We start from the raw sequence: 15,993 nt of genomic DNA, 5'->3' as shown, positions 1-15,993 counted from the left end.
GCCTGGCGGGACCAAATCTCCAGGCACGTTCAAGGCACGACCGCGAAATCAGAAGGGCCGTTGACCCCGCGTTTCTGCAGGTCAACGGCCCTTTTGTGTCATGGTCGGGGTGACAGGATTTGAACCTGCGACCTCTTCGTCCCGAACGAAGCGCGCTACCAAGCTGCGCCACACCCCGTGGCCGGCGACGCGAGGGTCGTCGGACAGCGTCGACAATGCTAACCCACCGTCGGGTGTGCTCCCAACCCGCGGACCCAGGTGCGGGATCCAGGCTCTCTCACCGTGCCGGGACGAGCGTCAGGAGGGTGGCCTCCGGACGGCAGGAGAACCGGAATGGGGTGTAGGGGTTGCCGCCGAGCCCGGCGGAGACGTGCAGCCACGCCGCGTCGTCGGGTGCCTCGGTGGACGGCGTGGACCCGGCCCCCGGCCACCACCGCGAGAGTCCCGAGGCCCGTGCGGTGTCCAGGTCGCAGTTGGTCACCAGGGCCCCGTACCCGGGCACCTGCAGCTGCCCGCCGTGGGTGTGTCCGGCGATCAGCAGCCCGGCACCGTCCCTGCTCATCGCATCGAGGACCCGTCGGTAGGGGGCGTGCGTCACCCCGATCGTCAGGTCGACGTCGTCCGCGGCCGGCCCGGCCACGACGCAGTAGTCGTCGTACTCCAGGTGCGGGTCGTCGACCCCCACCAGCTCCAGCCTCAGCCCGGCGACCTCCAGGCGGGCACGGGCGTTGGTCAGGTCGACCCAGCCCCGGCCTGTCAGCGCCTCCAGGAGCTCCTCGGTGGGCAGCCGGCCCCGGTCGGTGGGATCCGCCGGTCCGGGGCCGTGCTGCCCCGGGGTCGCCGCTCCGGTGCGCACCGGCCGGTCGTGGCTGTCGTCGAGGTAGCGCAACGGGTTCTTCAGACCGGGGGCGAAGTAGTCGTTGCTGCCCAGCACGAAGACGCCCGGGACGTCCAGCAACCCGTCGAGGGTGTCGACCAGCGCGGGCACGGCGTCCCGCGCCGCCAGGTTGTCACCGGTGTCGACGACCAGGTCTGGCCGCAGGTCGGCCAGACGCCGCACCCAGGCGCGCTTGATGCGCTGGCGGGGCACGAGGTGCAGGTCGGAGAGGTGGAGCACGCGCACGGAGGTCGCCCTGGACGGCAGGCACGGCACCTCCACCCGGCGCAGGGCGAACCAGCGCGGCTCCACCCAGGTCGCGTAGGCGGCCCCAGCGGCGGCCAGACCTGCACCCGTGCCCAGCGCACCCCATACCCGTCGGTCCATGGGCCGATCCTCGCAGGTGCGTCCCGGGGCGGCGGAGGACGGCGGGCCGTCGGGCGTGGGTGAGAGACTGCCGTCATGACCGAGCGCGGACTCAAGGCCACCCTCCACCACGACCTCACCGAGGCGATGCGGGCCCAGGACAAGGTACGGGCGGGCACGCTGCGGATGGTGCTGACCGCCGTGACCACCGAGGAGGTCGCGGGGACCTCGCACCGGGAGCTCTCGGAGGAGGAGCTGCTGCGCGTCGTGGCCAAGGAGGCCAAGAAGCGTCGGGAGGCGGCCCAGGCGTTCGCCGAGGCCGGCCGGCCCGAGCTCGCCGACCGCGAGGAGGCCGAGCTGGCGGTGCTCGAGGGGTACCTCCCAGAGCAGCTCGACGACGAGGAGCTGGCCGAGATCGCACAGCGGGCGGTCGCCGAGCTCGGGGTCAGCGGGCCGGCGGCGATGGGCCAGGTGATGAAGGTCGTCCAGCCGCGGGTCGCGGGGCGGGCGGAGGGGGGCCGGGTGGCGGCGGCGGTCAGGTCAGCGCTCGCCGGCTGACCCGTCCGGGCCGTTGGCCGCGGCGTGACGAAGGCCCCCGGAGGTCCGGGGGCCTTCGTCGTCGGTCCGGCGCGGCGTCAGCCGTCGTCCTGCCCAGGTGGGCCGTCACCACCCGGGCCCCCGCCGGGCGGCTCCTCCCCGTCCTCGGGCGGCGGAGCGGGCGCCGGCGCCGGGGCCGGCTCGGTGTCCTCCTCCGGGGGCGGGGGCTCGGCCTCCTCGGTGGGCTCGGGCTCGGGCTCCGGCTCGGGCTCCGGCTCGGGCTCCGGCGGTGCCGGCTGGTTCGGCGGGGGCGGTGCGGCCGGCTGCTGGGCGGGGGCCGGCTGGGCCGGCTGCGGCTGCGGCTGCGGGGCGAAACCGCTCGAGACGTGCAGCACCACCGAGGTCGTGGTCCGGATCGAGGACCCCACCCCGGGCGTGGTGTAGACGACCGTGCCCTCGGGCCGGCTGGACCCCACGTCCTGGACCGAGGCGGTCAGGCCCTCCTCACGGAGCGCCTCGCGGGCCTCCTCCTCGTCCATGCCGATGACGTCCGGGATGGTCACCCGCTTGCCGTTGAGGATCTCGTCGGAGGGCTCCTCCCAGTCCTCGACCGGCAGGTCGGCGTGAGCCATGTCCATGATCCGCTTCCAGGTCGGTCCCGCCAGCGAGGACCCGAACAGCGGCCCCTCGATGAAGCGGTCGCCGATCTGCATGTCGACGCGCTCGTCGCCGAGGGCCGCGCCCGTGGGGACCCCGACGAAGACCGCGGTCGACAGCTGCGGGGTGAACCCGGCGAAGAAGGTGTGGCTGGAGTTGTTGTTCGTGCCCGTCTTGCCCGCAGCCGGACGTTCCCCGTCGAGGATGGCGGTCCAGCCGGAACCGGTCATCTGCACGACCTCCTTGAGCAGCTCGACGGTGCCGAGGGCGACCTCCTCGTCCACGACCCGTTCGCACTCCGGGGTCTCCAGCGGGATCTCCTCGCCGTTGGTGTCCACGATCTTGGTGACGGGCAGCGGCTCGCAGTAGACGCCGCCGGCGGCCAGGGCCGCGTAGGAGGTGGCCACGGTCATGGGGGAGGCGTAGTCGGACCCCAGCACGATCGCCGGGGGGAAGGGGCTCCACTCCTCGCCGGTGGCCGCGTGCATCCCCAGCTCGGACATCGTGTCCACGATGTCGCAGGTGCCGACCTGGGAGGCGAGGGTGGCGAAGGCGGTGTTGATCGACAGGCCGACCGCCTTGCGCAGCTCCATCTCCTCGTCGTGGTTCTCGTCGAGGGCGTTGCGCACGGTCCAGTAGTCCTCGCCGATCGTGCACCCCTCCTGGAAGTCCTCCCTCTCGAAGACGCCCACCGGGTGGGTCTGCCCCTCGGGGGTCTGGGGGTCGTCCGGGTTGTCCAGCCAGACGCCGTTCTCGTCGGCCAGTCCCGGTTCCTCGATCTCCAGGGTGGTCTCGACCGGGATGCCCTTCTCCAGCGCCTCCACGACGGTGTAGGTCTTGGCGACCGACCCGATCTCCATCCCGCCGGGACCGCCGTACTCGGTGTCGACGTTCCAGTTCACCGAGGTGCTGGTGACCTTGTCCCCGGACTCGTCGAAGGAGTACTCGCTGGACTGGTCGAACGCGAGGACGTGCCCCGTGCCCGGCTCGACGATGGTGGCGGCGGAGGCGACGTTGTAGTCGTTCTCGGGGGTGGCCTCGCGCAGGATCTCCCCAAGGTTGTCCGACAGGTCCCGGTCCAGGGTCGTGGTGATGGTCAGCCCACCGGTCGTGAGGCGCTCGAAGCGCTCGTCCTGGGTGGCGCCCAGCGCGGGCTGCTGCAGCAGCCAGGCGGTGACGTAGTCGCAGAAGTAGGGGTTGGGCGAGTTGATGCAGGAACGCTGGCTGTCGGTCAGCGTGAGCTCGATCTCGCTCTCGCGCGCGGCCTCCCACTCCTCCTCGGTGATCATCTCCTGGTCGAGCATCTTGTCCAGGACGGTGTTGCGGCGGGCCGTCGCCAGCTCGGGGTTGGCCACCGGGTTGGTCGACGTGGGGGCGCGCACGATGCCGGCCAGGGTGGCCGCCTGGGCGATGGACAGGTCCTTGGCCTGGACGTCGAAGTAGTGCCGGGCCGCGGCCTCCACGCCGTACACGTTGTCGCCGTAGAAGGCCAGGTTGAGGTAGCCGACGAGGATCTCGTCCTTGGTCAGGCGCTCCTCGAGGGTCACGGCGTACTTCAGCTCGCGCAGCTTGCGGATGTACCCGTCCATCCCGGACCGGGAGTTCAGCTGCTGCAGGGCCTCGGCGTCCTGCTCCTTGATGGCCTCCGCCTGCAGCGCCATCTTGATGTACTGCTGGGTCAGCGTCGACCCGCCCTGGGTGTTGTCGGTCGTCGCGTTCGACACGACCGCCCGGGCCAGCGCCTCGACGTCCATGCCTCCGTGGTCGTAGAAGCGCTCGTCCTCGATGGCGACCTGCGCGTCCTTCATGTGCTGGGAGATCTCGTCGCTCTCGACGATGATCCGGTTCTGCTTCGCCGGCGTCGCCAGCACCGAGCCGTCGGCGGCCAGGATGCGGGACTGCTGGGCGAGCGGGTTCTGCTCGAGGTCGCCGGGCAGGCGGTCGAACATGCCGACGCCCTCGCGGGCCGCCAGGCCGGCGGCGCCGACGACGGGGGCCGCCAGGCCTGCGGCGATGACGCCCATGAGGACGGACACGGCCAGGAAGATCCCCAGCAGCGAGGTCACCTTCGCGGCGGACAGAGCTGAGCGCATCCCACCACGGTACGGGAGGATCCTGGAAATCCCCGAGGAGCCGCGCTCAGGAAACGGTGCCGACGAGCCCTTCCAGCGCCTCGGTCGTCACCCCGAACGTGGAGGCCCGGGGGTCGACGAGGGCGAAGTGGTCCACCCCGGGCAGCTCGACGAGCTCGTCCCTCCCCGGTGTCCCGGCGGCGGCCCACCACCTCCGGGACAGCTCGGGGGGCACCTGGGCGTCGGCCCCGCCGTGCACCACCACCACGGGGTATGGGGTGCGCCCCAGCCTCGTGGGGTCGGTCGCCGCGAAGCGGTCGGGGACGTCGCCAGGACCCCCGCCGAGAAGGTCCTGCACGGCCCCGCCGTCCAGCTCCAGCTGGGCGGCCAGCCCCAGGTCGAGCACGCCGGCCAGGCTGACGGCGCCCGCCGCGCCCGCGGCGACCTCCTGGTGGAGCAGCCACACGGCCAGGTGCCCTCCGGCCGAGTGGCCGACGAGGACGACCGGCACGTCCGGGGAGGCCCCCGACCGGACGGCGGCGAGCCCGGCGGCGACGTCCTCGAGCGTCCCCGGCCAGCCGCCGCCGGGCATCCCGGTGCGCACGTACTCGGGGAGCGCGACGGCATACCCCCGGTCGGCGAGGGCGTGCGCGAGGGGCCGCAGGTGCGCCCGGTCCCACTCCGCCCGCCAGAACCCTCCGTGCAGGAGCACCACCAGGGCCGGCGGCTGCTCCAGGTGGCCCCCTGTCGCCCCGAAGAGCTCGTAGACCTGGTGCTCCGCCGGGCCGTAGCGACGTTCCTGGCCCGGCGGCGCCCACCGGTGGAGCACGTCTCGTCCGCTCACCGTCGCCAGCCTGCTGGAGCCATCGGCCAGTCCTACCACGCGGACCGGTGGGGTGCCGGTGGGCGGTGCCGGCTTGTAGTGTCGAGGCCATGAGCATCCAGCAGTGGGAGTACGCCACCGTCCCCCTCCTCATCCACGCGACCAAGCAGATCCTCGACCAGTGGGGCGAGGACGGCTGGGAGCTGGTCCAGGTCGTGCCCGGACCGGACGGCGCCAACCTGGTCGCCTACCTGAAGCGCCCCAAGGGCTGAGAGGACACACCATGAGCACCGTCGAGCAGCGCCTGGCCGACCTGGGCCACGCCGTCCCGGAGGTGGCCGCACCGGTCGCCGCCTACGTCCCCGCGGTCCAGCACGGGGACCTCGTCTACACCTCGGGCCAGCTGCCGTTCGTGGACGGTGCCCTGCCCACGATCGGCAAGGTCGGCGAGGGGGAGGGCCTGGTCGACCCGCAGGAGGCCGCCCGGCTCGCAGGCCTGTGCGCCCTCAACGCCATCGCCGCGGTGAAGTCCGTGGTGGGTGACCTGGACCGCGTCGTCCGCGTCGTCAAGGTCGTCGGCTTCGTGGCCAGCGACCCCTCGTTCACCGGTCAGCCCAAGGTCGTCAACGGGGCCTCCGAGCTCATCGGTGCCGCCTTCGGCGACGCCGGGGTGCACGCCCGGTCGGCGGTCGGCGTGGCCACCCTCCCCATGGACACCCCGGTCGAGGTCGAGATCACGGTCGCCGTCCGCGAGTGAGCCGCGGGTGCCGGACGTTGACCAGGGCCCCCTGCCCGTGACGGACGGGGCCGGGCCGGGGCCCCACCGCGACCTGCCCGTGCCGTCCCTGGTCGAGGGCCACGCGCGCGACTGGCTCAGGGCCGGGCCGGACTCGCGCGTGGTGGCCCCCGCCCGGCCGTCCGCCACCGTCATGCTGCTCCGGGAGTCCCCGGCGGCGACGGGCGTGGAGGTCTTCGTGCTGAGGCGCGTGGGGACGATGGCCTTCGCGCCCGGGATGGTCGCGTTCCCCGGGGGTGGCGTCGACCCGAGGGACGCCGACCCCGGTGTCCCCTGGGCCGGTCCCTCGCCCCGTCGCTGGGCCGAGCTGCTCGGGGTCGAGGAGCCGCTGGCCCGCGAGCTGGTGACCGCGGCCGCGCGGGAGGTCTTCGAGGAGTGCGGGGTGCTGCTGGCCGGCCGGTCGGCGGCGGAGGTCGTGGCGGACGTGGCCGGGCCCTCCTGGCAGGCGGAACGGCGAGCGCTGCTCGACCGGACCCAGAGCTTCGGCGAGCTGCTCTCCCGGCGGGGGCTGGTCCTACGCACGGACCTGATGGCCCTGCGCGCCCACTGGGTCACCCCGGCGTGCGAGCCGCGCCGCTACGACACCCGGTTCTTCGCCGCCCGGATGCCCCGGGGGCAGCACGCCGACGGCGACAGCTCGGAGGCCGAGCACGCCGCCTGGGTCCGCCCGGCCGAGGTGCTCCGCGCCCACGAGCAGGGGCGGGAGCTGCTGCTGCCCCCGACCCAGGTCATGCTGGAGCACCTGCGCGAGGTGACCGACCTGGACGCCTGGCTCGACCGGCCCGCCACGGTCCGGCCCGTGCAGCCCTGGCCGGTCGAGCGCGACGGCCGCCTGTGGATGCGGTGCCCGGTCGACGCCGACGGCAACGGGCTACCGGCCGGGACGGCCCCGTGAGACCGGGGGCGCCGGCCGACCCCGGCTGGACCGGCGGGGCGTGGGGGCGGCGGGCCCACTGCGTGCTGTGCCCCAACCCCTCGCCGATGACGCTGGAGGGGACCAACACCTGGGTGCTGGGCGAACCCGGTGCCTCGGAGGTGGTCGTCGTCGACCCGGGCCCGGCGGACGAGGGCCATCTGCGGGCGGTGCTGGACCACGTCGCCGGGAGTGGTCGACGGGTGGCCCTGACCCTGCTGACCCACGGGCACGCGGACCACGCCGAGTCCGCCCCCCGGTGGGCCGAGCTGACCGGGGCCCCGGTGCGCGCCACGGGCCGTGGGCACGACGACCTCGCGGCGGGGGAGCGGCTCCTCGTCGGTGGGCTGGAGCTGCTCGTGGTCCCCACACCCGGGCACACGGCGGACTCGCTGTCCTTCCTCCTGCCGGCGGAGCAGGTCCTGCTCACCGGTGACACCGTGCTGGGCCGGGGCACCACGGTGGTGGCCCACCCCGACGGCGACCTCACGTCATACCTGGAGTCGCTGGACCGGCTCTCCCGGCTCACCGGATCCGGGGCCGCGACCAGCATCGCGCCCGGGCACGGCCCGGTCGTGCCCGACGCGGGCGGGACCGTCGAGTTCTACGTGCGGCACCGGCGCGAACGGCTGGAGCAGGTGCGGGCGGCGGTGGAGCGGCTGCGTGGGCCGGAGGCGCCGCCGGCGGACGGTCGGGACCTGGCCGACCGGGTCGTGGCCGAGGTCTACGCCGACGTGCCCCGGGCGGTCTGGCCGGCGGCCCGGCTCTCGGTCCTGGCCCAGCTGGACTACCTCGGGATGCTGTGAGCCGACGGCGGGTCGCCGTGCCTCAGCGGGCGCGGCGACGCAGCCGGTCGACGTCGAGCAGCGTGACCGACTTGGCGCCGAGGCTGACCCACCCCCGGTGCGCGAAGTCGGCGAGAGCCTTGTTGACCGTCTCCCGGCTCGCGCCCACCAGCTGGGCCAGCTCCTCCTGGGTCAGCTCGTGGGCCACCAGGACGCCGTGCTCGGTCCGGCGCCCGAACCGCTCCGCCAGGTCGAGGAGCGCCTTGGCCACCCGGCCCGGCACGTCGGTGAAGACCAGGTCGGAGATGCCCTCGTTGGTCCGGCGCAGCCGGTGGGCCAGGCCGGCGAGCATCTGCATGGCGACCTCGGGGTGGTCGGCCAGGAACAGCCGCAGGGCGTCGTTGCCCAGCGAGATGAACTCGGCGGTGGAGACCACGTAGGCGGTCGACAGCCGCGGGCCGGGGTCGAACAGGCTCAGCTCGCCGAACATCTCACCCGGGCCGAGGACCTGCAGGAGGTTCTCCCGACCGTCGCCCGAGGTCCGCGACAGCTTGACCTTCCCGCTGATGACGACGTAGAGCGAGTCCCCCGGATCGCCCTCGCGGAAGACCACCTCGCCGCGGGCGAGCTGGTGCGGGGTCATCGAGCTCGCCAGCCGTCCCGCGGTCTCGTCGTCGAGGGCCGAGAACAGGGGCGCCTTCATCACGATCTGCCGGTCCACGTGCACATAGTGCCACTACCGGCCGTCGGGACGGGGGACCGGGTGTGTCGCGCGTCACGTCTACGCTGGGAGCGTGAGCAGCGCCGAGACCCCCGCAGCCGGGGCGGGGACGACCCCATCCGCCACGCCCACGGGCGAGACGCCGCTGGCAATGACCCGGAGGGCGCGCCGCACCTACCGTCTGCTCGCCGGGCGCTACCCGGACGCCCGGTGCGAGCTCGACTTCGGCGACCCCTTCCAGCTCCTCGTGGCCACGATCCTGTCCGCCCAGACCACGGACCGTCGGGTCAACGGGGTGACGCCGGCGCTGTTCGCCCGCTACCCCGACGCCCGGGCCCTCGCCTCGGCGGACCGCGCCGAGGTGGAGACGATCATCCAGCCCACGGGCTTCTTCCGGGCCAAGACCGACAGCCTGCTGAAGATGGCCTCGGCGCTGGTCGAGAGGTTCGACGGCCGCGTGCCCCGTCGGCTGCAGGACCTGGTCACCCTTCCCGGCGTGGGGCGCAAGACCGCCAACGTGGTCCTGGGCGACGCCTTCGGCGTGCCCGGCATCACGGTCGACACCCACGTGGGCAGGCTGGCCCGGCGTCTGGGGTGGACCGGCGAGCAGGACCCCGTCGCGGTCGAGCACGCGATCGGCGCCCTCTTCCCGCGGCGGGACTGGACCCACCTGTCGCACGTGCTGATCTTCCACGGCAGGCGCACCTGCCACGCCCGCCGGCCGGCCTGCGGAGCCTGCCCCGTGGCCACCCTCTGCCCGTCCTACGGGGCCGGGGAGACCGACCCCGACGCCGCCGCCGCACTCGTGCGGACCGAGGCCCGCGCGTGAGCGTCTACCCGGTGCCCGGGTGGCTGCGGGCGTTCGCGGAGTCCGTGCCCGACCTGGGCGGGGACCGGTTCAGCAGGTTCCTGCCGCCGCCCGAGGGGGGACGGCGGCACTCCGCCGTGCTGGTCCTCTTCGCCCCCGACACGGTCGGGGACGCCGCCGACGGGAGCCGGGTGGTCATCACCGAGCGGGCCCACAGCATGCGCAGCCACGCCGGGCAGCCGGCCTTCCCCGGCGGGGCGACCGAGGAGGGGGACCTGCACGCCGCCGACACCGCCCTGCGGGAGGCCTGGGAGGAGATCGACCTCGACCGGGGCGGGGTCGAGGTGCTCGCCGAGCTGCCGACCCTGCACATCCCCGTCAGCGGCTACGACGTCACCCCGGTGGTGGGCTGGTGGCGCTCGCCGGACCCGGCCTCGCTGTGGGCCAAGGACCCGCGGGAGGTGGCCCGGGTGGTCCAGCCGACCGTGGGCGAGCTCGTGGACCCCGCGCGCCGGTTCCGGGTCCGTCACCCCAGCGGGTTCGTCGGGCCGGCGTGGGACGTGGAGGGGCTGCTGGTCTGGGGGTTCACCGCCGGGATCCTCGACCGCGTCCTCGACCTGGCCGGGATGTCCGTGCCGTGGGACACCGGGCGGGTGCGGGACCTGCCCGCCTGAGCCGTCGGGACGGGACGGGCGACGACGGCGGGGGCGCGGGACGGCCGGGACGCGACCGAGGACGTCCGGGGGTCAGACCGTGGAGGTCGTCCGCGTGCTGGCGGGCACGGGTGCGCCGCCCGTCGTGGGCGGGCCCTTCAGCTGGGCGGGGGCCGTCTTGAGCGTCTCGACCGTGCGCTGGGCCTGGTCGATCGCCTTCTGCGGCTTGCCCTTGACCTGGGTAACCTGCTTCTTGCCGACGAGCGCCAGGATGCCCGCGACGAGGAAGAGGACGCCGGCCATGATGAGCAGGCCGGCCCACCATCCCAGCCAGATCGCGATCACCCCGGCGAGGCCGAGGAAGAGCAGGCCCAGGCCGTAGAGCGCGAGCACGCCAGCGCCGGCGAACATCCCCGCGCCCTTGCCGGCGTGGGTGACGTCCTGCTTGATCTCGGCCTTCGCCAGCTCGATCTCGCCTCGCATGATCTGCGAGAGGTCGGTGGACACGTCGCTGACGAGCTGTCCGATGGTGCGCTCCCCGGTCGTGCCGGTGTAGGGCTGCTGGGCGGGGTCAACAGGAGTGGCCATGGCTTGGATGCTAACCCCTGCGGGAGGGGTATGCAGGTCAGGTGGACGTGCGGACGGGGCAGGAAGAGGGGCGGACGCAAGGACGGTGCCCGCCCAGCACCCCCTGTACGTGCCGGGCAGGCACCGTGTCGACCCCGGTCCCGTGACAGCCGGTGGGCCAGCCCGTGGCTGGCGCCTCGTCGATACGAGCACGATGTCACAGGGGATGGCCGGCCACCAGCGTTCCCAGGTCACGATTTGGCAAGGGGAGAGGGAGGGGACGCCGGGTGGGCAGGACGGGGCCGCGCACCGTGGCCAGGGGACGGGTGCCCCCCCACCTACAGTGGGGCCCGTGACCGACCTGCTTCCTGCCCTGCACCAGCTGGCCGAGCTGCCGGGGGTCCAGGACGGGGTGGACGAGGCCCGGGAGGCCTGCACGCGGCTGCGGTGGCACCAGGCGTTGCGTCGCCGGATCCCCGAGGCCGCCGCCGAGTCGCGCGTCCGGGGAGCGACCGCGAGCGCGATGCTCGAAGGGGCCGAGCCGGCCGGCTCCACGCTCAGCACCGCCGTGGTCCGGGACCTGGTCCGCGGGGGGCTCGAGGGCCAGGAACGGGCCGACGACCCCGTCCTCCGGGTCGTGGCCGGGGTCGTCCGCGCGACCGCGGCGACCGAGCACCTGGGGGCCAGCCACCTGAGGTCACCCGCCCAGGTCCTCGCCTCGCTGCACGCCGCGGCCACCGGCGGACTGCTCCCCATGGCGCAGGTGGGCCGTCCCCGGGCCGCCGGGGAGACGTGCCTGGAGTGGACCGAGCTCGGCCCGGCACCGGGCCCGGACGAGCTGCGCGAGCGGCTCGCCGCCGTCCACGACCTGCTCGCCGCGGTCGTCGACGGAGGTGCCCCGACCCTGCTCGTGGCCGCCGTCGCGCACGCGGAGATCGTGGCGGTGCGCCCCTTCGTCACGGGCAACGGCGTCGTGGCGCGGGCCCTCGAACGCGTGGTGCTCAGGGTCGGCGGGCTCGATCCCACCGGTGTCGCCGTCCCCGAGGTCGGCCACGCGGACCGGGCCGGGACCGACTACCGCGGAGCCCTGGGCGCCTACGTCTCCGGAGGCCCCGACGGTCTGCGCTTGTGGCTCCTGCACAGTGCCGACGCGGTCGTCCGGGCCGCTGCCGAGGGCACGCGGATCGCGGACGCCGTCCTGGCCGGACGCCTGGGCTGAGACACCCCGGCGCGTAGTTGCATCTCGGTCGACCCGAGGTGCATACTGAAGGAACAGCGCTCCTCGCAAGAGTCGTAGCGCGGGCGCTCAAGGTCATCCCCCCCTGACCTTGGGCGTCGACGGCCCCGGCATCCCCCCCGCCGGGGCCGTCCCCTTTCCCGTGCCCCCTTTCGCGGTCCCGAGGTCCACACCCGGCTGCGGGCCGCGGACGTCGTCCACACGGCCCGTCCTGCGTCTGGTCCCGTGTCCTGGCACGGGCCCAGGGTGGGCGCATGGATGCAGCGACTCCCGAGCACCGGGCCGGCCCCTCCTCCGCCGTGGTGGCCGCCGCGCTGGGGCCGCTGGCCGCGCTCGTGGCCGCCCCCGACGTCACCGACGTCCTGGTCAACGGCGACACCGGGGTCTGGGTCGACCGGGGGGACGGGCTGGAGCGGACGACGGTCCTGCTCCAGGACGACCGCAGCGTCCGGCGCCTGGCCGTGCGGCTGGCGGGCCTCACCGGCCGCCGGCTCGACGACTCGAGCCCCTGGGTGGACGGGTTGCTGCCCGGCGGGATCCGCCTCCACGCTCTCCTGCCACCCCTCGTCGACGGGGCGGCCCACCTGAGCCTGCGGGTCGCCCGACGCCGGTCGCCCGACCTCGACCAGCTCCACGCCTGGGGCGCGCTCGACGACCGGGGCCTGGCCGTGGTGCGCGCGGTGGTCCGGGCCCGGCGGTCGTTCGTGGTGACCGGGGGCACCGGCTCAGGCAAGACGACGATGCTGGCGGCGATGCTGGCGGACGTGCCGGCCGAGGAGCGGATCGTCGTCGTGGAGGACGTCCGGGAGCTGCAGGTCGACCACCCCCACGTGGTCCACCTGCAGGGACGGACCGACAACGTGGAGGGTCGTGGCGCGGTCACGCTGACCGACCTGGTCCGCCAGAGCCTGCGCATGCGACCCGACCGGCTCATCGTCGGAGAGGTCAGGGGCGCCGAGGTCCGTGAGCTGCTGGGGGCGCTGAACACCGGCCACGACGGGGGCGGCGGGACGGTGCACGCCAACACCGCCGAGGACCTCGTCGTCCGGATGGAGGCCCTCGGCGCACTGGCCGGGATGAGCCGTGAGGCCGTCCACGCCCAGCTGAGCAGCGCCATCGAGGTGGTCCTCCACGTCGCCCGGCGGGCGGACGGGCGCCGCCTGCTCGACCAGGTCGGGGTGCTCCAGCGGCCACGGCCGGGGGAGCCGCTCATGAGCCGCCCCGCGCTCCTGCGGTCCGCCGACGGCTGGCAGCAGGGACCGGGGTGGGCGACGCTGACGGACCTCCTGGACGGTCAGGGGTGACCCCCGTGCTCCCTGCCGTCGACGTCCCGGCCCCAGGGCCCGGCCCGGCCGTCCTGGCCGCCATGCTGCTCGTGGCCGCGGCGGTGCTCCTGGCGACGCCGGACCGCCGGACCGCCACCGGGTCCCCGCCACCGGCGGACGGGGACGCGCCGGCGGTGGGCCCGACAGGTTGCGGCACCGCCGCCCGGGGACGCCGCGCCGCCCTGCGAGAGCGTGCTGCCGCGCTGGCCGGCCGCCACGGCGACGGGTCTGCCGACGAGGAGGTGCTCGTGCTGGACGGGCTCGCGGCGGCGCTGGAGGCAGGTCTGCCCACCGAGCACGCCCTCGCGCTGGTCCTGGCGGACCTGACCGGGCCGGGACGGGGACGTTCGTGGGACGAGCTGCGCAGGGCGGCGGGGGACGGTCAACCTCTGCCGCAGGTCTGGGCCCGGGCGGCCCGACGCACGGGCAGCCCCACGCTGCACGCCACCTCCCGCGCCTGGGCCGTCGCCGCAACCACCGGGGCACCCCTGGCGGCGGCGGTACGGACGAGCGCCCGGGCCGCGCGTGAGCGTCGGCGGCTCCACCGGTCGGTGGACGTGGCCACCGCCGGTGCACAGGCCACCGCACGGGTGCTGACGTTCCTGCCCGTGGCCGGCGTGGGACTGGCCTGGCTGCTGGGGATCGGGCCGGTCGAGCTCTACCGGCACCCCCTGTCCGCAGCCGCGGCCGGGGCCGGTGTCCTGCTGCTGGTCGTCGGCCGCCTGCTCGTGGGCCAGCTGGTGGCCACGGTGGTGCGGAGGGTCCTGTGAGCGGCGCGTGGGCGTGGGCGCCGGCGTTCCTGGCGGCGGTGGCGGTGCTGTGCTGGCCCGCCCGGTCCCCCTGGTTGCCCGGCCGCGCCACCGGCCTCCGGCCGGTCCGAGGACGAGGGGCGCCGGGCGCGACCGGACCGGGACGCCCCGGCGCGCGCAGCCCGGTCCTGGTCGCCGAGGCCCTGGAGCTGATGGCGCTCGCCCTCCGGGGAGGCGGTTCAGTGACGGTGGCCGTCCGGACCGTCGCCGGGGTGCTTCCCGGCCCTCTGGGGGAGGACCTGGGCGTGGTCGCGGCAGCGCTCCACGGGGGAGAGGACCCCGACCGGGCCTGGTCCGCGGCGCACGGCTGCTGGCGGGTCGGCGCGCGGGCCCTCCGGCTGGCCCAGGCAGCCGGGGTGCCTCCGGGGCAGGCCCTGGTCGATGCCGCCGCGGACCTCCGCAGGGAGGCGGTGGCCGACGTGGAGGTCCGGGCCGCCCGGCTCGGTGTCCGGCTGGTCCTGCCCCTCGGCCTGGCCTACCTGCCGGCCTTCGTCCTCATCACCGTCGTCCCCGTCGTGCTGGCCCTGACCCGCGACCTGACCTGGTAGGCGCACGTCCGTGCGCACCACCACCCACACGTGCGTCCCACCCGGGGACGCACCCACCCAAGGAGGGGAACCATGAGGAAGAGCACCATCACCCTGGCCGCGGCGGCGCAGGAGCTGCGACGCGGGAGGGAGTCGGGCATGTCGACGGCGGAGTACGCGGTCGGGACCATCGCCGCCTGCGCCTTCGCCGCGCTCCTGCTGGCCGTCGTCAAGTCGGGCGCCGTGGAGGGGCTGGTCACCACGGTCATCACGACCGCACTGTCGGTGTCGTTGTGACCCGGCGCGGGCGCCGGGGCCACGACAGGGGGATGACCACGGCCGAGATGGCCGTGGCCCTGCCCGCGGTCGTGCTGGTGCTCGCGCTGTGCCTGACCGCGATGACCCTGGCCGTGGACCAGGTCAGGGTCGTGGATGCAGCGCGCGCGGCGGCGCGCGCTGCATCCAGCGGTGAGGCGACCGGCACGGTCGAGCAGGTCGTGGCGCAGCTGACGCCGGCCGGGTCGGTCCTGGTCCTCACCGACCAGGGGGACGAGGTGCAGGCCGTCGTGGAGGCGCCGGCCCGAGGGTCCTGGCTGGGGCTGCTGCCACCAGCACGTGGCCGGGCCGTAGCCCGGTGGGAGCCGGGGGCCGGGTCGTGAGCCGCAGGTACGGGAAGGACCTGCGGCTGGTCCACCGGGACCGGGGGTCCGGCACGGTCCTGGCCGTCGGGCTCGTCTCGGTGCTGGCCACCCTGCTGCTGGCGGGAGCCATGGTCGCCGCCGTCGCGGTCGCCGGGCAACGGGCACGCACGGCGGCCGACCTGGCCGCGCTGGCCGCGGTGGCGGAGTCGTCGACCGGAGCCTCGCAGGAGCCGGCCTGCAAGGTCGCCCGGGACGTGGCGCTGCGCAACGGGGCCGACCTGGTGCGGTGCCGGACGACCCTGGGCGACGCCGGCCGGCCGCGGGCCGAGGTGGTCGTGCGGACCACGGCCGGGGGTCGCTGGACCGTCACCCGGCGCGCGGCCGCTGGTGCGGTCCCCGGACCGTCAGCGGTCCAGGTCGAGCCGGCTGCGGTCCTGGGACCCGGTGGACCCTGAGGTGCTGCCCGGGCCGGAGTGGGTGCCGCGGGCCGGGGCGCCGGTCGAGCCGGAGGCCGTCGGGCGGTCCAGCGTGGACGCGTCACCGGTGCGCACGGCCCGCCGGTCGGCCTCCTTGGCCTGCTTGCGCAGCTCGCGGACCTCCCGCGCGCGCCGGGTCTTGGCACGTGCACCGGCCCCGACCATCCAGAAGCCGAGCGCGGCGACCGCCAGGGTCGCCAGCCCGGCCAGGTAGAGCCAGAGCGGTGGCATCTCGAGGTTGAGGATGCCGTAGTCGATGCTCACCGCGGCGGTCCCGGCGGTCGCCAGGAGCATGTAGGCGACGACCGCGGCGGCGAGCAGGATGAGCAGCAGACCGATGATGATCATCGAATGGCCTTTCCGGGACGGGTCGGCGCCGGCCCTGGGCGCCGGTCGTCGGGTG

The 15,993-nt window shown here is 74.9% G+C and carries 20 protein-coding genes and 1 tRNA gene; 14 read left to right on the top strand and 7 right to left on the bottom strand.

The window, feature by feature from the left end; translation table 11 throughout:
* Positions 1 to 101: 101 nt before the first annotated feature.
* Positions 102 to 178, bottom strand: a tRNA-Pro gene (locus tag FJR00_RS00655).
* Positions 179 to 277: 99 nt separating this feature from the next.
* A complete protein-coding gene (locus tag FJR00_RS00650; RefSeq protein WP_141337012.1) occupies positions 278 to 1,264 on the bottom strand; it encodes a metallophosphoesterase in 987 nt (328 codons plus the stop codon).
* 75 nt (positions 1,265 to 1,339) lie between these two features.
* On the opposite strand from FJR00_RS00650, the gene FJR00_RS00645 reads away from it, so the two are divergent.
* The gene (locus FJR00_RS00645) at positions 1,340 to 1,801 is read left to right on the top strand and encodes a GatB/YqeY domain-containing protein (RefSeq protein WP_141337011.1); all 462 of its coding nucleotides are present in this window, start codon (positions 1,340 to 1,342) and stop codon (positions 1,799 to 1,801) included.
* A 77-nt stretch (positions 1,802 to 1,878) separates the two neighbouring features.
* Here the strand turns inward: FJR00_RS00645 and FJR00_RS00640 are convergent, their stop codons facing one another.
* Positions 1,879 to 4,530 carry a transglycosylase domain-containing protein gene (locus tag FJR00_RS00640; RefSeq protein ID WP_141337010.1) on the bottom strand — a complete coding sequence of 884 codons (2,652 nt, stop codon included), beginning with the start codon at positions 4,528 to 4,530 and terminating at the stop codon, positions 1,879 to 1,881.
* A 46-nt stretch (positions 4,531 to 4,576) separates the two neighbouring features.
* The gene (locus FJR00_RS00635; protein ID WP_181409426.1) at positions 4,577 to 5,353 is read right to left on the bottom strand and encodes an alpha/beta hydrolase family protein; all 777 of its coding nucleotides are present in this window, start codon (positions 5,351 to 5,353) and stop codon (positions 4,577 to 4,579) included.
* An 89-nt stretch (positions 5,354 to 5,442) separates the two neighbouring features.
* Between FJR00_RS00635 and FJR00_RS00630 the strand changes: the two genes are divergently transcribed.
* Genes FJR00_RS00630 through FJR00_RS00615 form a run of 4 tightly spaced genes read left to right on the top strand, consistent with a single transcriptional unit; the run spans position 5,443 to position 7,847 of the window.
* The gene (locus tag FJR00_RS00630) at positions 5,443 to 5,604 is read left to right on the top strand and encodes a Sp36 family protein (RefSeq protein ID WP_202817464.1); all 162 of its coding nucleotides are present in this window, start codon (positions 5,443 to 5,445) and stop codon (positions 5,602 to 5,604) included.
* A gap of 11 nt (positions 5,605 to 5,615) precedes the next feature.
* Positions 5,616 to 6,089: a RidA family protein gene (locus FJR00_RS00625; RefSeq protein WP_141337008.1), complete on the top strand. Its 474-nt coding sequence runs from the start codon at positions 5,616 to 5,618 to the stop codon at positions 6,087 to 6,089.
* Between the two features lie 7 nt (positions 6,090 to 6,096).
* Positions 6,097 to 7,023, top strand: coding sequence for an NUDIX hydrolase (locus FJR00_RS00620; RefSeq protein ID WP_202876558.1), 927 nt, complete (start codon positions 6,097 to 6,099; stop codon positions 7,021 to 7,023).
* Positions 7,020 to 7,847 (top strand): MBL fold metallo-hydrolase, encoded by an 828-nt coding sequence (locus FJR00_RS00615; protein ID WP_075958190.1) that lies wholly within the window; start codon positions 7,020 to 7,022, stop codon positions 7,845 to 7,847. Before FJR00_RS00620 ends, FJR00_RS00615 begins: the two co-directional genes overlap by 4 nt.
* Before the next feature lie 22 nt (positions 7,848 to 7,869).
* Here FJR00_RS00615 and FJR00_RS00610 read toward each other — a convergent pair whose 3' ends face one another.
* The gene (locus FJR00_RS00610) at positions 7,870 to 8,547 is read right to left on the bottom strand and encodes a Crp/Fnr family transcriptional regulator (protein WP_075958087.1); all 678 of its coding nucleotides are present in this window, start codon (positions 8,545 to 8,547) and stop codon (positions 7,870 to 7,872) included.
* A gap of 151 nt (positions 8,548 to 8,698) precedes the next feature.
* Between FJR00_RS00610 and nth the strand changes: the two genes are divergently transcribed.
* A complete protein-coding gene (nth, locus tag FJR00_RS00605; protein WP_141337143.1) occupies positions 8,699 to 9,376 on the top strand; it encodes an endonuclease III in 678 nt (225 codons plus the stop codon).
* Positions 9,373 to 10,029 carry an NUDIX hydrolase gene (locus FJR00_RS00600; protein ID WP_075958086.1) on the top strand — a complete coding sequence of 219 codons (657 nt, stop codon included), beginning with the start codon at positions 9,373 to 9,375 and terminating at the stop codon, positions 10,027 to 10,029. The genes nth and FJR00_RS00600 overlap by 4 nt, the downstream gene beginning before the upstream one ends.
* A 72-nt stretch (positions 10,030 to 10,101) precedes the next feature.
* Here FJR00_RS00600 and FJR00_RS00595 read toward each other — a convergent pair whose 3' ends face one another.
* Positions 10,102 to 10,596: a phage holin family protein gene (locus tag FJR00_RS00595; RefSeq protein WP_141337007.1), complete on the bottom strand. Its 495-nt coding sequence runs from the start codon at positions 10,594 to 10,596 to the stop codon at positions 10,102 to 10,104.
* A 331-nt stretch (positions 10,597 to 10,927) separates the two neighbouring features.
* On the opposite strand from FJR00_RS00595, the gene FJR00_RS00590 reads away from it, so the two are divergent.
* From FJR00_RS00590 to FJR00_RS16095, 7 genes are all read left to right on the top strand, one after another.
* Positions 10,928 to 11,794 carry a Fic family protein gene (locus FJR00_RS00590; protein WP_141337006.1) on the top strand — a complete coding sequence of 289 codons (867 nt, stop codon included), beginning with the start codon at positions 10,928 to 10,930 and terminating at the stop codon, positions 11,792 to 11,794.
* Between the two features lie 272 nt (positions 11,795 to 12,066).
* On the top strand, positions 12,067 to 13,116 hold the full coding sequence (locus FJR00_RS00585) for a TadA family conjugal transfer-associated ATPase (protein ID WP_141337005.1): 1,050 nt from the start codon (positions 12,067 to 12,069) through the stop codon (positions 13,114 to 13,116).
* A complete protein-coding gene (locus FJR00_RS00580; RefSeq protein ID WP_141337004.1) occupies positions 13,113 to 13,907 on the top strand; it encodes a type II secretion system F family protein in 795 nt (264 codons plus the stop codon). Before FJR00_RS00585 ends, FJR00_RS00580 begins: the two co-directional genes overlap by 4 nt.
* Positions 13,904 to 14,494: a type II secretion system F family protein gene (locus tag FJR00_RS00575; RefSeq protein WP_075958082.1), complete on the top strand. Its 591-nt coding sequence runs from the start codon at positions 13,904 to 13,906 to the stop codon at positions 14,492 to 14,494. The genes FJR00_RS00580 and FJR00_RS00575 overlap by 4 nt, the downstream gene beginning before the upstream one ends.
* Positions 14,495 to 14,566: 72 nt before the next feature.
* Entirely contained in the window at positions 14,567 to 14,770 is a 204-nt protein-coding gene (locus FJR00_RS00570) for a DUF4244 domain-containing protein (RefSeq protein ID WP_075958081.1), read from the top strand.
* Positions 14,771 to 14,802: 32 nt separating this feature from the next.
* Positions 14,803 to 15,132: a TadE family type IV pilus minor pilin gene (locus FJR00_RS00565; RefSeq protein WP_075958080.1), complete on the top strand. Its 330-nt coding sequence runs from the start codon at positions 14,803 to 14,805 to the stop codon at positions 15,130 to 15,132.
* Positions 15,129 to 15,569, top strand: coding sequence for an Rv3654c family TadE-like protein (locus tag FJR00_RS16095; RefSeq protein ID WP_238330218.1), 441 nt, complete (start codon positions 15,129 to 15,131; stop codon positions 15,567 to 15,569). The genes FJR00_RS00565 and FJR00_RS16095 overlap by 4 nt, the downstream gene beginning before the upstream one ends.
* Here FJR00_RS16095 and FJR00_RS16090 read toward each other — a convergent pair.
* Entirely contained in the window at positions 15,519 to 15,938 is a 420-nt protein-coding gene (locus tag FJR00_RS16090) for a LapA family protein (protein WP_075958079.1), read from the bottom strand. The genes FJR00_RS16095 and FJR00_RS16090 overlap by 51 nt on opposite strands.
* Positions 15,939 to 15,993 lie beyond the last annotated feature (55 nt).

The sequence above is a fragment of the Ornithinimicrobium kibberense genome, assembly GCF_006519705.1.
Taxonomy (GTDB): domain Bacteria; phylum Actinomycetota; class Actinomycetes; order Actinomycetales; family Dermatophilaceae; genus Ornithinicoccus; species Ornithinicoccus kibberensis.
The sequence above is the reverse complement of the archived record's forward strand: the minus strand, read 5'-3'. Positions and strand labels throughout refer to the sequence as shown.